This window comes from Actinoplanes lobatus (assembly GCF_014205215.1).
Lineage (GTDB): Bacteria > Actinomycetota > Actinomycetes > Mycobacteriales > Micromonosporaceae > Actinoplanes > Actinoplanes lobatus.
This window is the reverse complement of sequence record NZ_JACHNC010000001.1, coordinates 9,267,182-9,283,796: the sequence shown is the minus strand read 5'-3', so window position 1 is coordinate 9,283,796 and position 16,615 is coordinate 9,267,182. Positions and strand designations below refer to the sequence as shown.

Here is a 16,615-nt window from a genome sequence, read left to right as displayed (position 1 = left end):
GCCGACCATGGAGGCATCATGAGTGACATCGCGGCGACGCCCCGCGTGCTCATCGTCGACGATCAGGAGCTGATCCGGACCGGGTTCCGGATGATCCTCACCGCCCGCGGCATCGACGTGGTGGGTGAGGCGGCCGACGGGGCCGCCGCCGTCGACGCCGAGCGCCGCCTCGAGCCGGATGTCGTCCTGATGGACATCCGGATGCCCGGGGTGGACGGGATCGAGGCCACCCGCCGCATCCTGGCCCGCAACCCACGCTGCCGCATTCTCATGCTGACCACGTTCGACCTGGACCGCTACGTCTACACCGCCCTGGCGGCGGGGGCCAGCGGCTTCCTGCTCAAGGACGTGACAGCCGACCACCTGGCGGCGGCGGTGCGCCTGGTCGGCACCGGCGACGCCCTGCTCGCCCCGTCGATCACCCGGCGGCTGGTGGAGCGGTTCGCGGTCGGGGAGCAGCCCCTGGCGGTGCCCCGTGACCTGGCCCAGCTCACCCCGCGTGAGCTGGAGGTGCTGACCCTGCTGGGCCGGGGCCTGTCCAACACCGAGCTGGCCGAGACGCTGACGCTCAGCGAGGCGACCGTGAAGACCCACGTCGCCCGGATCTTCGCGAAACTGGAGCTGCGGGACCGCGCCCAGGCGGTGGTTCTGGCGTACGAGACCGGACTCGTCACGCCATCCGGTTGAACGCTCGTTAAGCTGAGGTCATGACCGTGGATCGCATGCTTCCCACCGCTGAAGCGCACGACCTGCTCGACCTGACCGCCGAACTCGCCACCCGAGAGCTCGCCGGCAAGGTCGACGACTTCGAGGCACGCGGCGAGTTCCCCCGAGACGTGCTGCGCACCCTGGGCCGATCCGGCCTGCTCGGCCTGCCCTATCCCGAGGCCGACGGCGGGGCCGGCCAGCCGTACGAGGTGTACCTCCAGGTCCTCGAGATCCTGGCCGGCACGTGGCTGGGCATCGCCGAGGCGGTCAGTGTGCACACCCTGTCATGCTTCCCGGTCGCCGCCTTCGGCACCCCGGATCAGCGCAAGATGCTGCCGGACATGCTCGGCGGGGAGTTGCTCGGCGCGTACGCCCTCTCCGAACCGCAGGGCGGAAGCGACGCCGCGGCCCTGACCACCCGCGCGGTCGCCGACGGCGACGACTATGTCGTGACCGGCACGAAAGCCTGGATCACCCACGGTGGCCGCGCCGACTTCTACAACATCTTCTGCCGCACCGGCGGCCCCGGCGCCCGCGGCATCTCCTGCCTGCTCGCCGACGCCGCCACCCCCGGTCTGCTGCCGCAGGCGACGGAACGGCTGATGGGCCTGCGCTCGTCCGCGCCCGCCCAGATCGTGCTGGAGGGCGCCCGCATCCCGCGCGACCGCCTGGTCGGCACCGAGAACGAGGGCTTCGCCATCGCGATGAAGGCGCTCGACTCCGGCCGGCTCGGCATCGCCGCCTGCGCGGTCGGGCTCGCCCAGGCCGCTGTCGACTACGCGACCGGCTATGCGAAGGAGCGCGAGCAGTTCGGTAAGCCGATCGCCTCGTTCCAGGGCCTCGGCTTCATGCTCGCCGACATGGCCACCCAGGTCTCCGCGGCCCGGGCGCTGCTGCTGTCCGCGGCCCGCCTCAAGGACGCCGGCCGCCCGTTCTCGATCGAGGCGGCGAAGGCGAAACTGTTCGCCACCGACATGGCCATGCGGGTCACCACCGACGCCGTCCAGATCCTCGGCGGGTACGGCTACTCCGCCGACCACCCGGCCGAGCGCTGGTTCCGGGAGGCGAAGGTGCTCCAGATCGTCGAGGGAACCAACCAGATTCAGCGAATGGTGATCGCTCGGTCGATGACCGGACGCTGAGCGGAGGCATAGCATCCACGTCTATGGATCGGCGTGACGGTGTCGGCGCGGCCATCGGCCTGGGTGTGTTCGGTGGCTGCGCGGTGGTGGTGGTCGTCCTGCTCATGAAGGTGATCGGCAACGCCGGACCGGCGGAGCCGGTCGCCGAGGCCGCGGCGCCGACCCAGAGCGTCCCGCCCGGCGTCTCGGTCACCACCACCCGCAGCGCCGCGCCGTCCGGGCCGTTCGAGGGCACGCCCGCCGAGTCCTACCCGAAGGGCGCGGGCGGCATCACGCTGCCGGCCGCGAAGGCGGTCACCGGGTTCAGTGCGGCCGAGGTGAAGGCCGCGCTGAACGACGTCCGGGACGCCATGATCGCCGGGCGGCTGGACCATCGGATGATCGTCGACCACGACCCGGCCACGTTCCTCGACATGTTGGCGCCGAACGCCGCCGACCACTGGCGCAAGCAGTTCCAGCAGGGCAGGTCCGCCTCGGTGGCCACCTGGATCGACCCGGCGGTGCGGCTCGACGGCAAGGAACAGCCCCGGGTCAGCGGCCGGGTGACCTACTCCTCCGAGAAGATCGACGGCCTGCGTACGCTGCGGATCACCACCAACTTCATCTGGGTGTACGCGTTCGAGGGCGGCGGGGACACGCCGATCGCCGCAGCGCACGACGAGATCCGGTGGGAGTTCCCGCGTACCGAGAATCTGCGTAAGGCCGACAAAGGCATGTGGATCGGGGAAACGCAGTCCTACATGGCGTGGATGGACTGTGCCGCCTCCGAGAAGGGCCTGCTGCGGCCGGGCACCGCCACGTCGGCGCCGACCCCGGCCACCAGCGAGGAACCGGGGGCGATCCTGCGGGCCGACCACCCACTGGACATCACGGGCACCTGCTGACCAACGGTTCACCGACCAGTAGTGTGGCGCCGTGGAAGAGATCGACCAGGCGATCGTGTCGGCACTGACCGCGGACGGCAGGTTGTCGTACACCGACCTGGCCGAGCGGGTGGGCCTCAGCGTCTCCGCCGTGCACCAGCGTGTCCGCCGGCTCGAGCAGCGCGGCGTCATCAACGGCTACACCGCCCGTGTCTCGTACGAGGCGCTCGACCTGCCACTCACGGCGTTCGTCGCGATCCGCCCGTTCGACCCGTCACAGCCCGACGACGCCCCTGACCGGCTCGCCCACCTCGCCGAGATCGACTCCTGCTACTCGGTCGCCGGCGAGGACTTCTACCTGCTCCTGGTGCGGGTGAAGAGCCCGGCCGACCTGGAGCGGCTGCTGCAGGACATCCGCACGGCGGCGAACGTCACCACCCGTACGACGGTGGTGCTGTCCACGCCGTACGAGAACCGGCCACCCCGGATCGCCGCCCCCGAGAGCTGAGGCCCGCTTACTGACGGTAGTCCGCCAGGAATGTGCCGAGCCGGCTGATCGCGTCGTCCAGCACGTCGACCGGAGCCAGGAAGACCACGCGCAGATGGTCCGGCGTGTCGATGTTGAAGCCGGTGCCGTGCGAGAGCAGCAGGTGCTGGTCCTCCAGCAGGTCGATGATCATCCGCTCGTCGTCGTGGATCTTGTGGAACGCCGGGTCGAGACGGGCGAACAGGTAGAGCGCCCCCTCCGGCTTGACACAGTCGACGCCGGGGATCGCGACCAGCCGCTCCCAGGCATGGTTGCGCTGCTCGTAGAGGCGGCCGCCGGGACGGATCAGCGCGTTGATGCTCTGGTAGCCGCCGAGCGCCGTCTGGATCGCGTGCTGCGCCGGCACGTTCGGGCACAACCGCATGTTGGCCAGCAGTTGCAGGCCCTCCAGGTAGTCGGTGTCCCGGCCGCTGAAACCGCTGATCGCCAGCCAGCCGGAACGGAAACCGGCCGCCCGGTACGTCTTCGACAACCCGCCCATGCTGATCATCGGCACGTCCGGCGCCAGAGCGGCGGCCGTGTGGTGCAGCGCGCCGTCGTACACGATGCGGTCGTAGATCTCGTCGGTGAACACCAGCAGCCCGTGCCTCCGGGCCAGGTCGAGCATCCCCTCGAGGACCTCACGCGAGTAGACGGCGCCGGTCGGGTTGTTCGGGTTGATGATCACCATGGCCCGGGTGGCGGGCGTGATCCGCGACGCCAGATGCTCCAGATCGGGCTGCCAGCCGGCACTCTCGTCACAGCGGTAGTGCACCGCCCGGCCCCCGCACAGCGAGACCGCCCCGGTCCACAGCGGGTAGTCGGGGCTCGGCACCAGCACCTCGTCACCGGTGTCCAGGAGCCCTTGCAACGCCATCACGATCAGCTCGGAGACGCCGTTGCCGAGCATCACATCCTCCGGCTGCACGGAGGTGACACCCTGGGTCTGGTAGTACTGCGCCACCGCGACCCGCGCCGAATAGATGCCGCGGGCGTCGCTGTACCCCTGCGCGGCGCCGAGATTGTGCACCACGTCGGCGACGATCGGATCCGGCGTGGCCAGGCCCCACGGCGCCGGATTGCCCAGGTTCAACTTGAGGATCTGGTGCCCGGCGTCCTCCAGTTCCTGGGCTCGGCGCAGCACCGGGCCGCGGATGTCGTACCGGACTGCCTTGAGCCTCTGCGCCTGTTTCACCAGGTAACTCTCCCACCCGACGGTGGCGGCGTCGCGGTCCAATCCGCGGAGGGCGGACGTTTCATCGCCGGTGCTCTATCTTCTCGGTGTGGACCTATACACACGGATCGGTGAGGGGCCGGCGGTCACGGCCGCCGTCGACGCGCTCTACCGGGTGATTCTCGGCGACTCCCGGCTGTCCGGCTATTTCGCCGCGACCGACGTGCCGCGCCTCAAGGAACACATGGTGGCGCTGCTCAGCCAGGTGCTGGGCGGCCCACAGGACTACAGCGGCCGCGATCTGCGTGGCGCGCACCTCGGCCTGGGCATCACCCCGGCGGACTACGACCTGGTCGGCGCCTACCTGCTCGGCGTCCTGGCCGGCCTGGGCGTCGACGACGAGGTCCTCACCGCGGTCCGCGGCGTCCTCTCCTCCGTGGCCGACGACGTCGTCGGCTGAGCCGGACCCCACACCTCACGGCAGCGTCCTTTCGTGGTCGAGGTCCGCGTCCCACTTCCAACCCCTTTTTCCGGTACGCGTGACCTCGCCCCGCCTCATCACGACCGTCCCGTCCGTTCGGCGCGATCTCGCTGCCCGCTCCAGCCTGTGCCGCACCCACCGGGCGAAGATCGCTGCCCGGGCAGGCCCAGCCAGTCACCACCACCCTCACCTGCCGCCGCCCACGGATGGTGAGCGGGCGGGCCCGGCCTGTCGCGGCCATCCCGCCTGCCGCCGCTCACGGCGATCGGTGCGCGGGCGGGCCCGGCCTGTCGCGGCCATCCCGCCTGCCGCCGCTCACGGAGATCGGTGCGCGGGCGGGCCCGGCCTGTCGCGGCCATCCCGCCTGCCGCCGCCCACGGAGATCGGTGCGCGGGCGGCCGCCACTCTTCCCGTCTGCCGCCGGTCGCGGCCGGGCGACGGGCCCGTCACCTGCTTCCGGTCACGCTGGCCGGGCGGTCACGGTCTCCCCGGTGTGCGCGGGCGCCGCGGCGAAGAGGCGGTCCAGGTGGGAGTCGAGGGTCCTGCGCGCCTGCTCCGGCGTGTACTGCCCGCCCAGCAGGTAGACGCCCAGGCCCTCCATGAGGGCGAGCAGTCCGGCCGCCGCGTTCTCAGGGTCGGGGCACGGAAGCAGTCCGGCGATGAAGCCGACCATCTGCTCGGTCTCCTCCCGCAGCGCCGCGGACGCCGGTGGTCGCACGGCCGTATACGCCAGGAACGCCAAGGCGACCCGCCCGTCGGCACGGGTCACCTCGTCCAGGGGAAGCAGCGTCCCGATGATCGTTTGCAGCAGGTCACGCGGCGACGGCGCGGTGCCCAGATGGGTGACAGCGTCGGTGACCCGTATCTGGTTGCGCTCCCGAACCACATCCAGCGCGAAGGTCATCATCTCGTCCTTGGTGCGGAAGTAGTGCTGAACCATCCCGGCGGAGACGCCCGCCTCGGCCGCGACGTGGCGCAGGCTGACCGCTTCGAGACCCTGCTCGGCGGCGACCCGCATGAGCGCGTCGGCGATCTGGGTACGGCGCTTCTGGCGGTCGACCTTCTTGGGCATGGCGTCGATGCTGTCACAATGCCGTGGTCACGGTCCCGGCCGCACCGTCCACGGTGACCACCTGCCCATCAGTGATCAGCCGGGTCGCCCCGGGAACGCTGATCACAGCCGGCATCCCGTACTCCCGGGCGACGGTCGGCCCATGCGCCATGATCGCCCCCGTCTCGGTGACCAGGGCGGCCGCGGTGAGGAACAACGGCGTCCACCCCGGATCGGTGGTAGCCACCACCAGAATTTCCCCAGGCTCGACCCGGGCCCGCCCCGGTTCATGGACGATCCGGGCGCGGCCGGTCACCCTTCCCGCCGAGGCGCCAACCCCACGGAGTACGCCCACACCCGCCACCCCGTCCGATCCGTGCCTCCACCCACACGGCGTGTCCCGGTCCGATCCGTGCCTCCACCCAAACGGCGTGTCCCGGTCCGATTCGTGCCTCCACCCAAACGGCGTGTCCCGGTCCGATTCGTGCCTCCACCCAGACGATGTGTCCCGGTCTGATCGGTGCTCCCGATCGATCGGCGTGTCCCGGTCCGATCCATGTTCCTGTCCGGTCAGCGCCTCCCTGTCCGTATCGGCTTCCTGCCTGGTTGACACGTTCCTGTCGGTGTCGCGTTCCTCGCCGGACGACTCTATGTCTGAAATATGCCGTTTCGCGGCGAGCGCTGCCTCGACATCGGTGCCGTCGGACAGCAGAACCGGTGGCACGTGCCGCCGCAGACACTCGGCTTGGTACCAGCTTTTCCGCGCGGCGACGACCGCCCGCAGATCCGCGAGGCCGGCGTCGGTAGTCAGGCCCGTTTCACCCGTGGGACCGGATGGGGGACCGGTGCGCCGGCCCGGGGGACCGATGCGCCGGCCCGCTGGGTCCGGTGCAGAGACGGCCGCGGACGGCTCTGCGGCCGCAGCCTCGCCGGGGTTCAGGAACATGATGTCGGCAGGCTCGGCGAGGCGGCCCGCCGCGACGAGTAGTGCTCCGGTCTCCAGGAGGCGGCGGCGGTCGGCGGCAAGACGGTACAGGCCGGCGAACTTGCCGGACTCCCGCAGACCGGCCAACTCGCGTGCCCGCCGCAGCAGGAACACCGCCAGCGTCCCGCGGACCGGGCGCCGTCGCCGAGCGCGGACGGCCAGGTCGGCGAGCGCGGCCTCGGCACGCTCGGCGGCGTGCGCGAAACGGCGATCGGGTGCCTGATCGAGGTCGGTGAGGCGCAGGTAGTTGGCGATCGCCGCGAACACCGGAGCCGGATCCTCGAACCAGCGTGGAACACCGAGATCAGCCTCTGCGACGGCCCGATGACCGTAACGGGCCAGGAAGGCGCCCAGCCCGATGTCTGGCAGCCCGCCGCTCAGGTAGAGCCCGGCGAGGTCGGCAGGTGGAGTGCCGAGCAGCAGGTCCGCGTGATCGCGGGCGGCATCGGCAAGCCGCCACAATGCCAGGTCCATCTCGATGGTCACGTTGTGCGGCAGCCCGCCGAGCACGGTGTGGATCTCAGCGTCGGTGGCGAGGCCTTCGAGCAACCGCCCAGGCAGCGCGGATGCCAGCATCCCGGCGACGATCGGCCAGGTCAGATCATCGGAATCCGATGCCCCCGATGAGTTCGTTGAAGCCGGCGGCCCCGATGTGTCGTTGCCGCTCGCTGCGGCAACCCTGACGTGACACTCTTCCTGGGCCGCACCGCCCTCGCCCACGGCACCGACACCCTGGCCACCACCCTCACCGGCGAGGCGGGCCACGGCCTCGGCCACACGGGCGCGGGCCGCGGCGGGGCGGGCGAGCGCGCGGATGATGCCGGTGAGCGCCCGGAACGCGGTGGCCGGGGAGCCGGAAGGCCGGGTCGAACCGCCCTTGACGGGCGCGAACCGGGGATCGGTCAGCACGTGCTCCATGGCTGCCTGGGCTCGCGGTCCGAAGTCCACCGCCATGAGTTTGACCAGGCGGTTGCGGGTTGCCGGGTGACGGGCGAGGTCGGTGAGGTCGCCGTAGAGGCGGCCGCCGATGTCCACGATCTCCGCCCGGACGCCGAGCGCGGCGAGCATCGCGCTGATCACGTCTTTCAGCGTCGCCATCCCCATCGGGGTGACCGGCCGCAACATGCCCTGCACGTGACCGAACTCCACATAGACGCGCGGATCGTCACTCGCCGGCGGCGCGGGGAAGAGGGCCGTGACCGGCCGGGACTGGAGCACCCACAGGTCGCCGGCGGGATCGATCGCCCATTCGACGTCCTGCGGGGAGCCCCGGTGTCGTTGCAGCCGCTCGCCGAGGGCCCACAGGTCCGGCATCGCGGTGCCGTCGGCCAGGACCCGGCGGCTCACCGGGCCGCACCCGTCGACCACCGAGGTGCCCGGGCCGGCGGCGGACTCCACCATCATCTCGGTGCGGCGGCCGGTGACCGGATTCGCGGTGAAGAGGACGCCGGCGGTCTCCGCCCGGACCATCCGTTGCACCACGACGGCCATCCGCACGGTGTCGTGCCCGATGCCCCGGGCATCGCGGTAGGCCCTCGCCCGCTCACCGTGCAGCGACTCCCAGCACTCGGCGATCCCGGCGAGCACCGCCTCGGGCCCGGTGACGTCGAGGACGGTGAGATGCTGGCCGGCGAAGCTCGCGCCGGCCAGGTCCTCGGCCGTCGCGCTGGACCGGATTGCCACCGGACCGCCACCGAGCGCCTCGTAGGCGGCGCGCACCTCGGTCTCGGGGAGCACGCCGCACCGGTGGGCCTCGGTGGTGACGCAGAAGCCGTCGGGCACCCGCTCGCCGAGCCGGATCAGCTCACCCAGCCCGGCCGCCTTGCCCCCGGCGAATGCGATGTCGGCGGCGGACACCTGGGAGAGCGGAACGACGAGCATGACGGCCCCCGATGCGATACGACTGTATTGCCATTGACCTTACCCGCGTTTGCGATACGATCGCAATGCGAAAGGGAGGGCATCATGGCGGTCATGGATCACGGGGACGTCGACGACGCGGTGGCGGAGATGATGCGGGTCCTGCGGCCGGTTCAGGAGCGTGACTGGGAGGTGCGGGCCGGCCCGCTGGAGTGGACCTGCCTCGCGACGGCAGCCCACGTGGCACACGACCTGACGGCGTATGCGGGTCAGATCTCCGGCCGGGAGCCGGGTGCTTATCTGCCGTTCGACCTGGTCGTCAAGCCGAAGGCGGTGGCTCGTGAGGTCCTGAGCGTGGTGGTCGCGTGCGGCGCCATGCTGAGTGCGGCGCTTCGCGTCGCCGGGCCGGAGGCACGCGGCTGGCATTGGGGGGCGACCGACACGACCGGGTTCGCGGCCCTCGGCGTCAACGAGACCCTGGTGCACACGTGGGACATCGCCCAGGGCCTCGGCCTCGACTGGACACCGCCACCGGCGATGTGCGCCGCCGTGCTCGCGCGCCTCTTCCCGGAGGCTCCACCCGGTGATCCGGTCCAGGCGCTGCTCTGGTGCACCGGCCGCGTGGCCCTGCCGGACCGCCCACGCCGACCATCGTCCTGGAAGCTGCGCGCGGCCCTGGGCTGACCCGCTCGGCGCCGAAAGAAAGGGGCTGACCCGCTCGGCGCCGAAAAGAAGGGGCTGACCCCGCCCGGTGCCGAAAAGAAGGGGCTGACCCCGCCCGGTGCCGAAGGAAGGGGCTGACCCGCCCGGTGCTGGGTGAAGGGCCGGGCCGTCCGCGACCGGATCGGCCGCCCGAAAGGCCGATGCCGCTGGAACTTGAAAGACTGTCCGCGACCGGATCGACCACCGAAGGGCCGATCCGGCCGGAGCCCGATCAGCGGGGGCGGTCGAACTCCCCGCCTGCCACGCCCGCGATGAAGGCGGCGAACGACTCCCGGTCGAAGCTCAGCACCGCACTCTCCGGATTCTTGGAGTCCCGCACCAGGATCCGTTCGGGTAGCGGCGCGACCTCGACGCAGGCTCCACTGCTGCTGTACGAGCTCTTGCGCCACCGCGGCGCCCCGGAAAGACCGTCCATGGTCTACCCACCCCATCTAACGTGACCGAGCATGGGCCCCTTGACCCACGCAAAGAGCAGCTTATAGCGCAAATCACCCACAATTCTGACTCTGCGTGCACTTTGCACCTGGTCTAGAGTGAGATCGTGGTGTCCAGAGGGGAGGAGCCATGGGTGGTCCGACGCCCGGCCCGGCGATCGCCCGGGCCCTCCTGTCCAAGGACCTGCGCACGCTGCGTGACGACCGCGCCGCATCCGACGTGGCCCGTGCCATGCACTGGTCACTGTCCAAGCTGAACCGGATCGAGAACGGTAAGGTCACCATCGGCCCGGTGGAGGTCGAGGCCCTGGCCAGGCACTACGGCGTGGACGATCCGGAGGAGCTGCGCCGCCTGGTGCGGCTCTCGGTCACCTCACGGCAGCGGATGTGGTGGCGCGACGAGCACTTCGCCGAGGATTTCACGAATTTCATCGCCTTCGAGCACGACGCCTCCCATTTGTACGGCTACCAGGCCACCTTCATCCCACCACTGCTGCAGATCCCGGAGTACGCGCTGGCCGTCACCTCCTCGGTGCTGCGCCGCCCCACCCGCGACCGCCAGGTCCGCACCATCGTCGACGTCCGGCTCAAACGGCAGGAGTCGCTGCGGCAGCGGCTCGACGGCGACTTCCCGCCGAGCCTCAGCCAGGTCATCGACGAGGCCGTCCTGCTGCGCCCGGTCGGCGGCGGTGACGTGATGACCGCCCAGCTCGACCATCTGGCCGAGATGGCGAAGCGGCCCGGCATCCGGATCGTCGTCCTGCCGTTGCGGCTCGGCGTCCACCCGGGTCTGGGCGGCACGTTCGAGCTGCTCACCTTCACCGAGGACGACGATCTGGACGTGGTCTTCATCGAGACCCCGGCCAGTGACTTCCTGCTCACCGACCGGGAGGACACCGCCACCTTCCGGGAGATCACCACCGAGCTGCTGGACACCGACCCGTCCGGCGACAGCCTGCACCGCGCGCTCACCGCGGCGAAGGCGACGCTGCGTTCCTGATCCTGTCCGTCAGGACCCGGTGAACGGCGTCGATGGAGGGCTGAGCGATGGTCACCGGGCTGGTGCTGGACGATGCGGGTTTCGAGATCCTGGCCGAGGGCCGGCGGATCGGCCCGCGCCGGAGGATCACGGCCGACGACGGGGCGCTGCTGCGTGCTCTCGCCGACCGCTACGTGCAGGCGGTCCACGCGAACGCCGGCGACGCGACCTTCGTCGCGCTGGGCCGCGACCTCTTCGCGTGGCTGGACGGCGATCAGGCCCAGCTCGGCGACCTGCTCACCCAGGTGCGTGCGCCGGCCACCTTCGAGGTACGCGCTCCGAAGGACCCGCCCGACCAGGTCTGGGCCGTGCTGCGGGCGCCGTTCGAGGTGCTGGCCCGGCCAGAGGGCGGCTTCCTGGCCGAGGACGCGCTGCTCCGTTTCGAGGTGGTGCGCCGTCTGGGCCGCGCCGAGGCCCCGCCCCCGCTGGACGACCACCGTCTGGGCCTGATGTTCATGGCGTCGTCCCCGCGTGGTCAGTTCGAACTGGATTTCGAGGCCGAGGAGACGGCCATCCTGGACGCGGTCGGCGACACCCGCGTCGACCTGGTCGTCGAGGACACCGGCGATCCCGAGCAGTTGGGTCACCGGCTGGCCGACCTGGGCGGCATGCCGGTGGTGCACCTCTCCTGCCACGGCGTCAACAACTGGCGTGCGAGTGCGGACGCTCCCGGCGTACCGGTGCTGATGATGGAGGACGAGGTCGGCGACGGCCGTCCCACCTCGGCGCCGGACCTGGTCCGTCTCTTCTCCACCCCGCCCCGCCTGGTCTTCGTCTCGGCCTGCCTCACCGCGACCGGCGCCGACGCCCGCGGCCACCTGCCCGCCGGGGAGGGCCGCCGCGACCTGGTCCTCGAGCCGGACGACGCGACCGCGGTGATCGCCCATTCGATGGCCACCGGCCTGATCACCGCCGGCATCCCCGCGGTGATCGGCTGGGACGGTTCGGTCACCGACGTGGCCGCCACCCTGTTCGCCGAGGAGCTGTACCGCCGTCTGGGCGCCCGCGCCGATCTGGCGGTCGCCGTCGGCGACGCGCGCCGCGCGCTTCTCGCTCAAACCCATGCGGAGGTACGGGCGGACTGGCACCTGGCCCGCATCTGGCTCGGCCCCACCGGCGGCGGCCCGGTCGTCGCCGGAAAGCGCAAACGCACCCTCGTGTCGGCCGACCACGGCACGAAGACGTTCCTCGACAAGAAGAAGCAGCACGTCCCGGTGGCCGCCCCCAACATGTTCGTGGGCCGCCGCCGTGAGTTGCGGCGTTCCCTGCTGACTCTCCGTAACGACGACTATGCCGGCGTTCTGCTGCACGGCCAGGGCCGCCTGGGCAAGTCGAGCCTGGCCGCCCGCATCGCCGACCGCCTCAACGACCGTGCCGTCGCCGTCGTCTTCGGCGACTACACGGCCCTGGGCGTCCTCGACGCGATCGCCGCCGCCGTCACCACGAACCGCGAGGCCCGCGAGCTGATCGAACACCGTCTGCCCGAGGTCCGCGACCGCCCCGAAACCCTGGAAGCGCTGCTGATCGACCTGGTCAGCGGCCCGTGCGCCCAGTCCGGCCCGGGCCGGCGCCCCCTGCTGCTGATCGTCGACGACCTGGAGCAGATCCTGGAGGCGAACCCGGCCGGCGACCACCGGGTGTCCGCCGCCCACGCCCCGGTCATCGCCGCGATCCTGCGCGCCTTCGACCCGGACGAGACCGACAGTCGCCTGCTCGTCACGAGCCGCTTCCGCTTCTCCCTGAACGGCCTGGAGTCGCGCCTCGAACCGATTCAGCTGGAGCCCCTGTCGGATGCCTCCCAGCGCAAGCTCTCCACCCGTCAGAAGGCCCTCACCTCGGAGGGGATCCGAGTGGCCCGCAAGGAGCTGGCCCGCCGGGCGGTTGCGGTGAGCCACGGCAACCCGGGCCTCCAGGACCTGATCGGCCTGCGCCTGGTCTACAGCGACCAGGTCGACGAGACCCGTGCCGGGAACGTCCTCGACGGCATGGAAACCTATCTGGCCCGCGGTGACCTGCCCTCCGACGCCGAGGTCCGCCGGTTTCTGGAGGCCCTCGCTCTGGACGCCCTCATCGATCTGGCCGGTCCCGGGAACATCGGCCTGCTACGAGCTCTCACCCTGTTCGATCTACCTGTCCCGGCGAAGGTCACCACGTGTCTCGCCGGGCGAACGGGCGGAAGTCTGGACCGGCTTCGTGCGCTCGGCCTGGCCGACACCTTCCCGGACGTCTTCCGGCCGGATCAGTCGGCCAGCGCGGCCAATGGGCTGGTGGTGGGCAGGCTGGTCCCACTGAGTGAGGCTGAGCGTGTGGAAACGGCGACCGTGGTCGCTTCGTTGCTGTACGACGCCTGGGGCGGCGCCGACGCACGCAAACTCCGGGACCCACTGATGGCGTCGCAGCTGGCGCGCCTCGGCCTGCTCGCGGATGATCCCGAGATCATCACCGCCAGCGCGGTCGATGCTCTCTTCGAGATGCGCGGCAACCACGCAGGCGAGGCTTGCCGGTTCGGGCTGGACGCCATCGCTCTGCTGGACCGGCACGGGCGACCGGCTCCGATCATGCTCCTTCGCCGGGTGGCGGCCGCGGCACTCTCGGATGGGCGAGGTGAGGTCGCGGACGTCCTGCTGGAGCGTGCGGTCTCCGAAGCGGGGTCGGGTGACCTGGACGACGAGGACCCTCTCGAGATCGCTCGTGTGATCGACGAACAGGCGCACCGTCTGATCGCCCTCGGCGAACTGGAGCGCGGCGAGGCCGGCCTGCGTCACTCCTACGAGCTGCTCACGGCGAACGGAGCGGAATATGAGGCCACGGTCGTCCAGGGTTCCATCGCGAGGGTGCTGACCTCGCGGGGCGAGTACGAGGAGGCACTGCGGATTCACCGTGACGTTCAGTTGCCGGTCTACACGCGTCTCGGTGAGAGCCGGGAGATCGCCGCGACCTGGGGCAGCATCGCTGACATCCTGTACCGCCAGGGCCAGGACGATGAGGCGCTGCGCATCCGCCGTGAGGTCGAGTTGCCGGTGTACGAACGTCTCGGCGAGAGCAGAGAGGTCGCGGTGACCTGGGGGAGGATCGCCGACATCCTGTTCGAGCGCGGTGAGTACGACGAGGTGCTGCGAATCCATCGCGAGATCCAGCAACCCGTGTACGAGCGTCTGGGGGAGAGCCGGGAAAGCGCGGCCTCCTGGGGACGGGTGGCTCATGTCGCCGTGCGGCGCGGGGACTTCGACGAGGCGTTACGCATCCGCCGTGAGATACAGCTGCCGATCTTCGAACGCCTGCGGGAGACCCGGGAGATCGCACTGACCTGGAGCGGTATCGCCGACGTCCTGAGTGAACAGGGCGAGGACGAGGAGGAGCTTCGCATCCGCCGGGAGATCGAGTTGCCGATCTACGAACGGATCGGGGACCTGTACTCGGCCGCGATCACCTGGGGCCAGATCGCCACCATCCTGTCCCGGCGCGGTGATCATGAAGAAGCCGTCCGGATTCGGCGTGACCACCAACTGCCCCTGCGGGAAAGGCTCGGCGAACCGAAGGCGATCGCCGGCGCACGGGTGGATGTCGCCATGGCCGAACTCGCCCTGGGAAACCCGAAATCCGCCATCGATCACCTGATGGAGGCGTTCCCGCTGGTCATCCGCGCCGGGGACGCGGCAGGCATCGTCGATGTCGGAATCGGGCTGGGCGTGTTGCTGTCACGAGATGCGCCTGACCTGGCCCGGGCGGCGTTCGATCGTGCTCTCGCGGCAGCCGTGGAGATCGGCGATGACCAGGTGGTGGCCCAGATCATGGAGTTTCTGAAGGATTCCGGCCTCGCGGACGGCTCCTGACGGGAGCGGAGGGGAAGAGCCGTTTCAAAGGGGGGCCTGCCGGGCATTGACCGGGTGAGGGCAACCGATCAAGGAGGCTGACGATGAGCATCGCCGACAAGGCCAAGAACAAGGCTGAGGAGATGGCCGGCAAGGCGAAGCAGGGCATCGGCGGGGCGACCGGCAACGAGCGCCTCTCCGCCGAGGGCCAGGCCCAGGAGATGGCCGCGAAGGCCAAGCAGGCCGGCGAGCACGTCAAGGACGCCGGCCGCGACGTCCGGGACGCCCTCAGCTAGGGCATACGGAACGAAAGGGAGGCACCGAGGTGCCTCCCTTTCGTCATGCCTGCTGCTGCTTGCGCCACCAGTCCTGGCCCGACTCGGGCAGCGTGTCGATCGGGTCGTAGTAGGCGTACAGCTTGGAGAGGGCCTCGCTGTCGTCGGCCTCGATCGAGGTGCGGTAGTTCTTCGTCCAGTAGGAGATGCCGTGCTCCCGGTCGTAGTCGGAGATCATGTGCACCCAGCGCTTGCCGACGAACGGCACGTCGCAGACGATTCGCGGGGTCGCGTACCCCGGCAGGTAGCCCATCAGGTCGTGCTGGAGTTGCTGGGCGTGCCACACCGGGACCCGCCAGTGCTCCGCGTTGGGGATCATGTCGCACATGTAGAAGTAGTACGGCAGGATCCCGGCCTCGCCCTGGAGCGCGAAGCAGAGGTCGAGCAGGTCACCCACGGTGGCATTGACACCCCGCATCAGCACACCCTGGTTGCGCACGTCACGCACGCCGACTTCGAGCAGCGTACGCACGGCGCGCGCGACCAGTGGCGTCAGCGAGTTCACGTGGTTGACGTGGGTGTGCACGGCCAGGTTGACGCCGCGTCGCTGGGCCGTCACGGCGACCCGGTGCATGCCTTCGACCACGTCGTCCTGGAGCCAGTGCTGTGGCAGCCCCATGAGCGCCTTGGTGGCCAGCCGGATGTCGCGCACGGTCGGCACCGACAGCAGCCCCATGAGGTACGCCTCGAGCTGCTTCCACGGCACGTTGGCCACGTCGCCGCCGGACACCACCACGTCGCGGACCCCGGGGTGGGCCTTGAGGTAGTCGAGGTGCAGCGTGTACCGGTCGACGGGCTTGAGCGTCAGTTTCAGCTTGTCGACGGTGGGGGTGCTGTTGCCGACCAGGTCCATCCGGGTGCAGTGGCCGCAGTACTGCGGGCAGGTGGACAGCAGTTCGGCCAGCACCTTGGTCGGGTAGCGGTGGGTGAGCCCTTCGGCGACCCACATGTCGTGCTCGTGCAGGGAGTCGCGGGTGGCGTGCGGGTGTGACGGCCAGTCGAGGTGCCGGTCGGTGGCGACGGGCAGCATGTACCGCCGGACCGGGTCGGCGTAGAACGACGCGGTGTCCGGCGCCCGGTCCGGGACCATGGTGTTGAGCATCTGCGGTGGCAGCAGCATCGACATGGTCGCCAGGCGCTGGTGGTCGTCTTCCAGGTCGGCGTAGAACGACTCGTCGACGAGATCGCCGAGCACGGCCCGCAGTTGCTTGATGTTCTTGACGCAGTTGACCCGCTGCCACTGGGCGGACTGCCACTGGGCGGCGGTCACGTCGCGCCAGCCGGGGAACCGGGTCCAGTCCGGCTCGACCAGCTCACGCCGCTGGTACTCGTACGGCTGTCCCGCCACGGTCTCTGCCACGCCGATCCCTCCCAACATTTGGACTGCTGATCAACGTACTGGAGAATCTCCGGTCTAGAAAGCGGGTACGCGAAGGATTTACGGTAGGGCCGCGATATGACAGTGTTTTTAACGTGAGAGAG

General features: G+C 70.3%; 14 protein-coding genes. 9 read left to right on the top strand and 5 right to left on the bottom strand.

Annotation, left to right across the window (positions count from 1 at the left end):
* Window positions 1–18 precede the first annotated feature (18 nt).
* The 4 genes from BJ964_RS42335 to BJ964_RS42320 are packed head-to-tail and all read left to right on the top strand — an operon-like array spanning window position 19 to window position 3,221.
* The gene (locus BJ964_RS42335) at window positions 19–687 is read left to right on the top strand and encodes a response regulator (RefSeq protein ID WP_188125914.1); all 669 of its coding nucleotides are present in this window, start codon (window positions 19–21) and stop codon (window positions 685–687) included.
* A 20-nt stretch (window positions 688–707) separates the two neighbouring features.
* On the top strand, window positions 708–1,850 hold the full coding sequence (locus tag BJ964_RS42330) for an acyl-CoA dehydrogenase family protein (protein WP_188125913.1): 1,143 nt from the start codon (window positions 708–710) through the stop codon (window positions 1,848–1,850).
* A gap of 23 nt (window positions 1,851–1,873) precedes the next feature.
* Complete coding sequence (locus tag BJ964_RS42325; RefSeq protein WP_188125912.1) at window positions 1,874–2,734, top strand: hypothetical protein; 861 nt, start codon at window positions 1,874–1,876, stop codon at window positions 2,732–2,734.
* A 31-nt stretch (window positions 2,735–2,765) separates the two neighbouring features.
* Window positions 2,766–3,221 carry an Lrp/AsnC family transcriptional regulator gene (locus BJ964_RS42320; RefSeq protein ID WP_183218937.1) on the top strand — a complete coding sequence of 152 codons (456 nt, stop codon included), beginning with the start codon at window positions 2,766–2,768 and terminating at the stop codon, window positions 3,219–3,221.
* Between the two features lie 7 nt (window positions 3,222–3,228).
* Here BJ964_RS42320 and BJ964_RS42315 read toward each other — a convergent pair whose 3' ends face one another.
* A complete protein-coding gene (locus tag BJ964_RS42315; protein ID WP_188125911.1) occupies window positions 3,229–4,434 on the bottom strand; it encodes a pyridoxal phosphate-dependent aminotransferase in 1,206 nt (401 codons plus the stop codon).
* Window positions 4,435–4,522: 88 nt separating this feature from the next.
* On the opposite strand from BJ964_RS42315, the gene BJ964_RS42310 reads away from it, so the two are divergent.
* On the top strand, window positions 4,523–4,873 hold the full coding sequence (locus BJ964_RS42310) for a group I truncated hemoglobin (protein WP_188125910.1): 351 nt from the start codon (window positions 4,523–4,525) through the stop codon (window positions 4,871–4,873).
* 481 nt (window positions 4,874–5,354) lie between these two features.
* On the opposite strand, the gene BJ964_RS42305 is transcribed toward BJ964_RS42310, so the two are convergent.
* On the bottom strand, window positions 5,355–5,966 hold the full coding sequence (locus BJ964_RS42305; protein ID WP_188125909.1) for a TetR/AcrR family transcriptional regulator: 612 nt from the start codon (window positions 5,964–5,966) through the stop codon (window positions 5,355–5,357).
* 13 nt (window positions 5,967–5,979) lie between these two features.
* Entirely contained in the window at window positions 5,980–8,811 is a 2,832-nt protein-coding gene (locus BJ964_RS42295) for a PEP/pyruvate-binding domain-containing protein (protein WP_229806730.1), read from the bottom strand.
* 84 nt (window positions 8,812–8,895) lie between these two features.
* On the opposite strand from BJ964_RS42295, the gene BJ964_RS42290 reads away from it, so the two are divergent.
* Complete coding sequence (locus tag BJ964_RS42290; protein ID WP_307838058.1) at window positions 8,896–9,474, top strand: maleylpyruvate isomerase N-terminal domain-containing protein; 579 nt, start codon at window positions 8,896–8,898, stop codon at window positions 9,472–9,474.
* 250 nt (window positions 9,475–9,724) lie between these two features.
* Here BJ964_RS42290 and BJ964_RS42285 read toward each other — a convergent pair whose 3' ends face one another.
* Window positions 9,725–9,928, bottom strand: coding sequence for a DUF397 domain-containing protein (locus tag BJ964_RS42285; RefSeq protein ID WP_188125908.1), 204 nt, complete (start codon window positions 9,926–9,928; stop codon window positions 9,725–9,727).
* 149 nt (window positions 9,929–10,077) lie between these two features.
* Between BJ964_RS42285 and BJ964_RS42280 the strand changes: the two genes are divergently transcribed.
* From BJ964_RS42280 to BJ964_RS42270, 3 genes are all read left to right on the top strand, one after another.
* Window positions 10,078–10,947 (top strand): helix-turn-helix domain-containing protein, encoded by an 870-nt coding sequence (locus BJ964_RS42280; protein ID WP_188125907.1) that lies wholly within the window; start codon window positions 10,078–10,080, stop codon window positions 10,945–10,947.
* Window positions 10,948–10,994: 47 nt separating this feature from the next.
* Window positions 10,995–14,819 carry a CHAT domain-containing protein gene (locus BJ964_RS42275; protein WP_188125906.1) on the top strand — a complete coding sequence of 1,275 codons (3,825 nt, stop codon included), beginning with the start codon at window positions 10,995–10,997 and terminating at the stop codon, window positions 14,817–14,819.
* 83 nt (window positions 14,820–14,902) lie between these two features.
* Entirely contained in the window at window positions 14,903–15,094 is a 192-nt protein-coding gene (locus BJ964_RS42270; RefSeq protein ID WP_188125905.1) for a CsbD family protein, read from the top strand.
* A gap of 43 nt (window positions 15,095–15,137) precedes the next feature.
* Here the strand turns inward: BJ964_RS42270 and BJ964_RS42265 are convergent, their stop codons facing one another.
* The gene (locus tag BJ964_RS42265; RefSeq protein WP_188125904.1) at window positions 15,138–16,511 is read right to left on the bottom strand and encodes a KamA family radical SAM protein; all 1,374 of its coding nucleotides are present in this window, start codon (window positions 16,509–16,511) and stop codon (window positions 15,138–15,140) included.
* Window positions 16,512–16,615: the final 104 nt, after the last annotated feature.